The 8339-nt window shown below is 36.7% G+C and carries 7 protein-coding genes; all 7 read right to left on the bottom strand.

The annotated features are described in order from the left end of the window. Positions 1-57 precede the first annotated feature (57 nt). Complete coding sequence (locus MY533_RS02665) at positions 58-1506, bottom strand: S41 family peptidase (protein WP_248717932.1); 1449 nt, start codon at positions 1504-1506, stop codon at positions 58-60. Between the two features lie 274 nt (positions 1507-1780). Further along, the gene (locus tag MY533_RS02660; protein WP_248717931.1) at positions 1781-2374 is read right to left on the bottom strand and encodes a redoxin domain-containing protein; all 594 of its coding nucleotides are present in this window, start codon (positions 2372-2374) and stop codon (positions 1781-1783) included. Positions 2375-2416: 42 nt separating this feature from the next. Beyond that, positions 2417-3040, bottom strand: coding sequence for a hypothetical protein (locus MY533_RS02655; protein ID WP_248717930.1), 624 nt, complete (start codon positions 3038-3040; stop codon positions 2417-2419). Between the two features lie 635 nt (positions 3041-3675). After that, positions 3676-4992 carry a murein hydrolase activator EnvC family protein gene (locus tag MY533_RS02650; RefSeq protein WP_248717929.1) on the bottom strand — a complete coding sequence of 439 codons (1317 nt, stop codon included), beginning with the start codon at positions 4990-4992 and terminating at the stop codon, positions 3676-3678. Between the two features lie 78 nt (positions 4993-5070). Continuing rightward, positions 5071-5955 carry a permease-like cell division protein FtsX gene (ftsX, locus tag MY533_RS02645; RefSeq protein ID WP_132360598.1) on the bottom strand — a complete coding sequence of 295 codons (885 nt, stop codon included), beginning with the start codon at positions 5953-5955 and terminating at the stop codon, positions 5071-5073. Beyond that, on the bottom strand, positions 5945-6631 hold the full coding sequence (ftsE, locus tag MY533_RS02640; protein ID WP_132360596.1) for a cell division ATP-binding protein FtsE: 687 nt from the start codon (positions 6629-6631) through the stop codon (positions 5945-5947). Before ftsE ends, ftsX begins: the two co-directional genes overlap by 11 nt. A gap of 274 nt (positions 6632-6905) precedes the next feature. Further along, positions 6906-8099 carry a DUF4097 family beta strand repeat-containing protein gene (locus MY533_RS02635; RefSeq protein WP_248717928.1) on the bottom strand — a complete coding sequence of 398 codons (1194 nt, stop codon included), beginning with the start codon at positions 8097-8099 and terminating at the stop codon, positions 6906-6908. Positions 8100-8339 lie beyond the last annotated feature (240 nt).

Below are 8339 nucleotides of genomic sequence, written 5' to 3'. Positions count from 1 at the left end.
TAAAAATGGGGATTCAAAAGCAAAAAAATTCTTTTATCGATCTACATTCTTATATTATTATTCTCCTTTAATATTGTGCAGTAAAAAGCTTGTCGCCATTTGGAACTGTAAATCATTTTGACGGTCCTCTTTATATTTTTTCAACGTTTCATTTAAGCTGTTAAAGAAGGTAGTGTCCATATTATAATTATCTTCTGCCTTTTTCAATTTCTTATCCTCTCGATAAAGTTTAACCGCCTCCTCCGTCGATTCATCCAAGTAACCGTCTAAACGAGCAATTTTAAAGCCTAGCTTTTTCAAAGCATTTTGCGTATAAGCAATTTCTTCACTCATATCGCCCTCTTTAAATTTTCCTGATAATGGATGCATTTGAAAAGCGAATAATTCATTTGGTTCAACTACTAAATTAGCCTCAATACCTTGCCCATGAATCCATTCGCGCTTTGGCGTCAGCCATTTATTTGTGGACAGTTTAAGCTCGCCACCATTTTTCAGCGACCAAGACTCCTGAACTGTTCCCTTTCCAAAACTCTTGACACCAACAAGGGAGGCACGTCCCCAGCTTTTTAAAGCGCCACTAAGTACTTCACTAGCAGATGCACTGCCCGCATTCTGTAAAACAACAATTGGTATCTTGTACATTGTCTGCAAATACTTTTCATCAAAGCTTTTTGATTCCGTTTTTAACGGTTCCATAGCACCTTCAGCATTTTGCATATAGGCAAACACTTTGCCTTTCTCCAATACTGTGCTCAGTAGGGCTGCGACGCTATGTAAATAACCACCTGGATTATCCCGCACATCAATCACTAACCCTTTTATATCTTTTCGGAGCAATTTACTCGTTTCGGCAACCCACTCATTTGCTGTTTTTTCACCGAAAAGTGAGATTTCCACATAACCAAGCGGAGTATTTTCGACGTTCACTACTTCGCTCGTTACTGTTTTATTAGAAATTGCAGCTCGTTCCATCGTCATTTTAATATGTTTATCTTCACTTGGACGATAGACGACAATAGTTACTTTCGTCCCCTTCTCCCCTTGAATTAAATGCATTAATTCACTCATCTTTTTGCCATCTACCCGAACGCCATCAACTTGTACAATTTCATCGAGAGAGCGCATTCCTGCCTTATCTGCCGGGGACGAACGGACTGGAGATACAACAATAAATTTTCCGTTATTTTCAGATAGCTCAATCCCTATGCCTACTCTTTCCTCGGCTAACATTTGTCGGTGCTGTTCCGCCTCTTCCTTCGAATAATAGGTGCTATAAGGGTCCTTTATAGCATCGGCCATACCACGAAGTGCCCCCTCCACCAAAACATCTTTTTTCGTACTGTATACAGATTTTTCCTCAATTAAATTCAACGCTTCATTAATCGAATCAACCTCTGTAACGACCGGCTCCTTTTTATCCCCTAAATTAAACCAGTCAAAATAAACTCCACTACCTAGCAATAGACTACTAGCAAGTACGCCGACACCAGCCATTATTTTGCGCAAACCTTCCCTCCTCCGTCTCTTCTACTGTATGAAGTTTATTTTTCAAACATACAAGATTAAACTTCAAAATAATTTGTTGAATACTATGATTTTTGTGTCAAGAGTATTCTATTGCATAACGTGAGTATTTGATTTCTAGCGCAGATATTCTATCGTCAATAGCGGGTATTTACTTCCCTAGCGCGGGTATCCATCACGAATCGTAGGCGCTTTATAAACAAATAAAAAATCTGCTTCGTTTCTTTTAAGAAAAGGAGCAGATTCTTTGATTTGATTAGTCTAATGCATCTACATATTTTTTTAACATTTCTACATTCATCGGCCCTTTTATAGCACGTTGAATATATCCATTCGAATCAATAAAATAGGTTGTAGGAATCGTCAATATTTGATAGGCAATGCCGATTGAGTTTTTCGGGTCTTGATCAAGTAAAATAGGAAATGTTAAATCAAAGCTATCTCTAAATGTCATCACAGAATCTATTTTTGCGTCAGCTGTAACATCTCGTTCTTCACTTGTTAAATTGACAGCTATAATTTCTACATTATCTTTTTTAGCATATTGTTCATAATAATTTTGCATATGTGGCATTTCTGCTTTACACGGTGGGCACCATGTTGCCCAAAAGTTTAACACAACTTTTTTTCCACGCAGCTCACTCAAAGTTACATTTTTACCATCTAAACTTGTTAACGTAAAATCCGGTGGCGTATCCCCATTGCTTAATCCAATCTTTCGTTCATCCATTTCTTTTCCAAGAGAAGTTGTTTCAATTTCACGATCCTTATCAATTTGCTGTTTAACATATGTACCAATCATCACAGCTACTAATAATACGACGATAAGTAGCCCAATATTTTTTTTCATTCCTTACCTCCCAATAATTCAGAACTTTATTTTTGAACCATATCATTTAGACGTGCCAGCAAAACGCTGAATCACTAAACCTAATATAAGTAATATGACGCTCACACCTACTGCTGGTTGCCATAAACCATAAGGCTGAAAGAGAGCAACAATCATAAAACCACTTGTATATAAAAATAAAGCACGGTTGATAGCTGTTATTTTCCATAATATGAGGACTGTGAGTGTACTTAGCACAAATAAAGTTATCACTTCGCTAGTGGTTTGATTATCATTTAGTAACACTACAAGCCATTGATAAATCGATTGCGTTAAAATGATTGCCCAACTACAGGCAGTGACTCCAGTTGCGTCAAACTGAAATTGTTGTCGCTTCCACCAAAGCTGTAACGACGCTGCCATTACCCCTAATAAGACACCAATTGTTCCACCATTAAAATAAAGAAGCGAGAATGGTTGAGCGATAACAACTTTAAAATCAGTGACAATTATGCTAAATTTCCAAACGACAATAAAGGTAAAGACCGCGTCACCATATACCCCCGCCCATTTCTTAGAAAATTGTACCCGTAAAACTAGCCATACAATGAAAAAAGCCACAAGTAGAGCAACAGCTGTTGCTGGTAATGTTAATGCCCGAATAGAGAACCATTCTGTGTTATTCATCTAATAAATCCTCCAGATAGCTACAGCATAGCATATAATCTTTATATGAACTGTCATTTCACACCGTGTTCAAAAAATCTTCCTGAATAGACTTTTTATGAACAGTTCTAGTGAAATACCCAACTAGGTATTCACACTATAAATAATATTACATAAAATGATGGCATACTAGAAAAGAGGCTTCCAAATAATACATCTGCTAAAAAAGTTCAGGTTCTACAGATGAATATATTTTTTACGTCAAAAATTGAGTGAGCATATTATATCGATTTCCAAAAACGTTATTTACGTTCTATCCACCTTTTTGCCGGCTCTATCCACAGTTTCATAGTTCTATCCATCATTTCGATAATTCTATCCACCACTTTGCTAATTCTATTCTCCATTTAGATGTTTCTATTCATCTTTATTATTCTAAACACACAATGTGAAAATCCTCCTCAGTTTATTGACACTTCTCAATCTTAACTAGCAAGTTATTTTGAACATTCGCTATGATGTTTCGGTAACTTAATGAAAATATAAAAAAGCTATACATTAGAAGATTCCTAATGTATAGCTTTCTATATTTCCGGAGGCTTTAGTTGACCAGTCATCTTTCCACCTATAGCGGGGAAGACATTCGCTGAAAGACGTTAAATTGGAATATATTTTAATGGATTGTCACTTCCGACTGCTTGTCCTCTCCATGGACCGATGTGCACTTCGAAGTGCAAGTGAGGTCCTGTTACACGGCCTGTATTACCCATAGCAGCAATTTGTTGACCTTGGGATACTTCTGTGCCAACACTAACGTTAAAGGAATTTAAGTGTGCATATACTGTCGTGTAAATTTGACCGTTGATAGAATGTGTAATGATAACACAATTACCATACGTGCTAAGTGGTGCAGCATAGGAAACAACACCGTCAGCTGCTGCCCATACTGGCGTACCTATACTATTTGCAAGATCGATCCCATAATGGAACTCTGAACCGCCAAATTCACGCCAGCCATAAGTCGATGTTAAACGACCATTTGTTGGTTTAATCCAAGTACCATTCGATTGTGGCGCATTGACTGTTGAAGATCCAGATCCTGACCCACCACCACTATTGTTTGAATTAGCTGCCTTGGCTGCGGCAGCGGCTTCTGCCTTACGTTTCGCTTCTTGTTGACGAGCAATTTCTGCTAATCGATTTTGCTCATCAATGATTTTTTGTTGTAATTCCGCACTAATCTCAAGAGCCTCAGAATACTCTTTCTCAAGCAATACCTTTTCTGACTTCAGCTTTTCTTGTTCTTTTTCTAATTGATCAATAACTTTGTTTTTCTCAGCTTTCTGTCCATCCAATGATGCTTTTAAACGATCAAGCTCAGCTTTTTTATCCTCGAGCTTTTGGCGTTTTCCTTCTAAAGTCTGTTTTTGTTCCTCTAATTTTTGCTTATCCTCTTTTTGATCCTGGATAATTTGTCGATCCGCTTCAAGTAATGCATTGACAGCAGAGAAACGGTCGATAAAATCTATGAAACTATTAGAACTAAGAAGTACATCTAAATAGCTAACGGAACCACCTGCCTGAATGGCACGAGCACGATCCTCTAACAATAAATCACGCTCTTTAATTTTGTGCAGAAGCTCTGCAATAGAATCTTCTAAAGTTTTTATCTCTTTATTTGTAGCTTGAATTTCTGCCCATACGTTTTTGATAGTACCGTTAGTTTTATCAATTTCAGCATTTAATGTTTTAATTTGATCTAATAATTTTTGTTGCTTGTTATCATTTTCAGAAATAGCATTTGTTTTATTATTGATGGATGAATTTAAGCCATCTTTTTTTGATTCAATTTGTTTTTTTTCATCTTTTAAATCCGATAAACTAGTTGCATACGCTGATGGAGTTTGGATAAAAAGAAATAGTGCAGATGCTGCAGTAAGTGTTTTCAATGAGTTTTTCGTCATACTTTTCACCGGTTGAACTCCTTTTCGACTATTAATTTTGGTTGATTGTCTTCCGGCTAACACAACTAGTGCGAAGCCTAACGAAAGCTAGATTTTTAAAAACTTACGTACGGACATGAAACTTCCCCAAATACCAATTAGTACACCGATGAGTAATAGTAGACCGCTTACTTGGTACACAAGAGGTGAGAAATCAAGTACTTGAACAAGTTCGCCTTTTAATCGAGGCGCAATAATTTTATATACATTGTGGTAAAGGGTTGCGATGACCGCAATCGGAATAATAGAACCTAAAATTCCGAGCCACATTCCTTCTAATAAAAATGGGATACGCACGAACGAATTCGTTGCTCCAACAAGTTTCATAATTTCTATTTCATCACGACGTGCGATAATAGTAATTCGAATCGTATTAGAAATTAAGAAAATTGCTGTAAATAATAATCCACAAATAAGTACTATCCCTACGTTGCGGCTAATATTTAAGAAATTAAATAGTTTTTCTACTTTGCCTTCACCATACATAACGTCATATGTATGCTCAAATTTATCAATTTTTTTAGCAACAGTAGCTGTTTGTTGAGGATTTGAAGCCTTTACATAAATAACATTCCGTAATGGATTACTTTGCTCAAATAGTTTAAAATCGTCCCCAAAATCTTTTACTAATTTCGTTAATTCATTTTCCTTTGTCGAATAAGTCATCTCTGCGACATCAGGCAATTTCTTTATTTTTTCCATGAGTGCTTTTTCAGCTGTTTTATCTGCTGTTTCATCAATTAACACTTTAATTTCAACATCGTTCTCTAAATCAGATGCTACTTTATTTAAGTTCATCATAATAAGCGCGAATACGCCTACTAATATTAATGTAACTGTAACTGCACTAACGGAGGCAATAGTCATCCAGCTATTACGACCAAGAGACTTTACACTTTCTCGGAAGTGGCGTTTTACTGTATTAAATTTCATAGCCGTATTCACCTCCGTGCTCATCACGGACAATCATGCCGCCTTCAATTGCAATTACTCGACGACGAATCGTATTTACGATTTCACGGTTATGGGTTGCCATCACAATAGTTGTACCTCTTGCATTAATTTCTTCGAATAAATTCATAATGTCCCAAGATGTCTCAGGGTCAAGATTTCCAGTAGGCTCATCTGCAATAACGACCTTTGGCACATTCACAATAGATCGTGCAATCGAAACGCGCTGCTGTTCGCCACCTGAAAGCTCATTAGGGAACATTCTTGCCTTTTGCTTTAGCCCCACGAGCTCCAAAACTTCCATTACCCGACGGCGAATTTCTATTGGGTCTTCCTCAATTACCTCTAGTGCAAACGCTACATTTTCATATACATTCAAACGAGGTAGCAGTTTGAAGTCTTGGAAAACGACACCAATTTGACGACGTAAAAAAGGTACCTTTTTATTTTTCAATTCTGCTAAATTTATGCCATTAACAGTAATTTCTCCAGAAGTAGCTTTTTCCTCGCGGTACATTAATTTAATAAACGTAGATTTACCTGCACCACTTGGACCTACAACATAGACAAATTCACCCTGCTTTATGTTAACAGAAATCCCATTTGTCGCAACAACGCCATTTGAGTACTTCTTTGTCACATTCTTCATTTCTATCATATTTAAACCACCTAAATCTCTTACCATGTAAGAGGTATTTCGTTCTCTATTATAGCACTCTATTTCTCCCTTTATTATTACAGTTTCATTTCATTCCGTGGTAGTTCCTGTTATTTCGTTATTTCATTGCCACAAAATTAACATAAACTCGACAGACAAGAAAGCAGAAATCGAGCCCAATAGTGGAAAGTCGATTTCTGCTTTTCTTATGTTTTCAAACAGCAAAAAAGCATTCAGCTATGCTTTTATGCTTAGCCTGAATGCTTTTTATTAGTTAAATATGCTGCTCGTCAGTTGTTGTATAGCGTACTAAAACTGCACCTGTTTTAGACTCACCTTCAATAAATAAACGATTAGCATTCTCTATTTCTTTATCAAAACGTACTACTTTTGATAAAAATTGATCCTGTGATTCAATTTTTGAAACATCTTGAATACCAACATCTACTTTACCAAAGTTCGTAACAATTTTACCGCTTAACGATAGTGTACGTGGCACATACAATTCAACAGCTCCCGCGACTGTTTGTGCTTTGATTTTCGATGAATTAGTAGAGCAAGTAGTGACAACAACATGTCCATTAACCGATTTTGCTGCAACTTCATCCAATGCACCATCTAAATAGACACGGCCATTCAATGTTTCAGCCTCTAAATCTTTACCGCGAACATTTGTTAATTCAATCGAACCATTTGACGAATCTACTTCTGCCTTTCCAAAGTTAAACTTAGAGCCTTTAATCGCACCGTTTAATGTTTTTATTTTTAATTGCTCGAAATCCGTATCTTGTAAAGTAACATTACCGTTCATTAAACGAACTGATAATTTTTCTAATTTATCCTTTGGAACAAGTACTTTAACATTTACTTGAACAAGCTTAAGTTGACTTAAAATTCGTAGTGAATCTCCATCTTCCTTGACAACGAATTGCTCTAGGAAGTTAGCGCGCGTTTCTTCTTCACTATCATTAACAAAAGGTGCCTTTACCTTGCAAATGACTTGGAAGCTATCTCCTTCAGCAGTTTCTAATGCAAAATTGCCATTCGGTAATTCAGCAATTATTTTGTCCACACGTTCAGCTGAAACTTCTTCCGTATGTGTAAACTCGAATTTATCACCAAATGGAGAAGTTACATCAAATTCTTTAACCTTTTTTACTGCCGTATTCATCATATCCATAAAGAGTGAACCAATTTGTGATAAATCTTTACGGAAATCTCGCATTTCTTCTTGGAAATATTTTGAGAAATCTTCGTCTTTTTGCGATTGTTGTTCGTTTTGACTCTCATCTTTAAATACTGACTCTTTTTCTGTAGCGGAATACTGGTCCTCATTTACTACATCATTCATAACATTTTGAGTGGACTTGCTAGGTTGCTCTAATGCTTCTAATAATGTAATCGCCTCTTGCGCTGAAATTGTTCCTTTTTCTACAAGTTCTAAAATTCGTTGACGTTCATTTTGCATAATAAAATAGCCTCCCTCAGTTCGTTATATTATTTATACGATTCAATTTGTGAAAAGTTTCACCATAAAAATGAAAATATTGGAGATATATCTTTTTTAAGCTCGTTACCAATAGCGTGGGGTTGATTTCCTGGGGCGTCCGATGAGCCGCTTCACTCGCAAAGCTCGCTCCAAGACCATCTGTGACGCTGATCCCCGAGGAGTCGCCCAGCCTCCACTCCAATCAACTTATTCACATGA

The sequence above is a fragment of the Lysinibacillus sp. Ag94 genome, from assembly GCF_023242215.1.
Lineage (GTDB): Bacteria > Bacillota > Bacilli > Bacillales_A > Planococcaceae > Lysinibacillus.
This window is presented reverse-complemented; position numbering and strand designations above follow the sequence as displayed.